Raw genomic sequence first — 949 nt, forward strand, 5'->3', positions numbered from 1 at the left:
GATAATATGTAATTTAATTCAAAATCGCTATGCTGATCATAGGCGGGTTCCTTTTTTAGTCGGTCTTTTTCGGTAAAAGGAATAAATTTAATTAAAGCTTTCCTTCTTATTTTATTTAAACAATTATTGTAAGCAATTTTATATAGCCATGCACGATGATTATTAATTTCTGAAATATTTTTGCTCTGATATATTTTAATAAATACTTCTTGGACAGCATCTTCAGCATCGTGATGGTCTCTCAAAATGTTATAGCAATAAGTATAGACTTGGTGATGATATAGTTTTATAAGATCTTCGTGGATATTCTCTTCTGCTCCTTCAATACTGTATTCGGCCCTGTTTATATACATAGAAATCACCTCTTTTCTTCCGGTCTATATATTAAGACAAACACCCGCTGACTAATGTGACAGTTTTTAAAAATTCAATTATTAAGAATGTAAAAAGTGAAACTCCTTTAGGAACAAATCCTATTAGAAGTTTCACCTATTAATATTCTTCAATTGGCAATTATCCAACTGTCTTATCAAAAAAACTCATTCGCGGATTTAAGTATTCATTAGGCGTTTTTAATTGAAAACAGTTTGCTTTTTCAGTGAAATCTATTTTTAAGTTTTCATCGAGAAACACTTCTTTTGATTTTTCTATGTAAATGCTGCCAACACTCGTTTTAACTTCTCGGTCATCCTCATCTAATTCACTCACTAGCCAAAGGGCGGTTACTCCGCTAACAACACATCCACAGCCATCTATGTCGTATTTAAGCTTTAAAAAGCCGTTTTTTCCGTTCACTCGTTCTTTTATTTTCCGGGCCGCTTCTTCTGTTATGACAATGTTCATCTTCCTAGTCCCCTTATCTTGCTTTTTCTTTATTATTGTAGCATATTCCGCTGGAAGCGCTTTTCTAACTACCTTATGCAATAGTTTTCCTGTCGAAGGGTGCTAT

At 33.1% G+C, this 949-nt stretch carries 2 protein-coding genes; both read right to left on the reverse strand.

Annotation, left to right across the window (positions count from 1 at the left end):
* Positions 1 to 353: RNA polymerase sigma factor (locus V7127_RS14370; RefSeq protein ID WP_335487012.1), on the reverse strand; the 353-nt coding region annotated here is incomplete at its 3' end.
* A gap of 160 nt (positions 354 to 513) precedes the next feature.
* Entirely contained in the window at positions 514 to 843 is a 330-nt protein-coding gene (locus tag V7127_RS14375; RefSeq protein ID WP_335487015.1) for an iron-sulfur cluster biosynthesis family protein, read from the reverse strand.
* Positions 844 to 949 lie beyond the last annotated feature (106 nt).

This window comes from Bacillus sp. JJ1773, from assembly GCF_036962035.1.
Lineage (GTDB): Bacteria > Bacillota > Bacilli > Bacillales > Cytobacillaceae > Cytobacillus.

Coding starts and splice junctions, on each gene's coding strand:
- V7127_RS14375 (WP_335487015.1), bottom strand. CDS start 843: ATGAACATTGTCATAACAGAAGAAGCGGCCCGGAAAATAAAAGAACGA.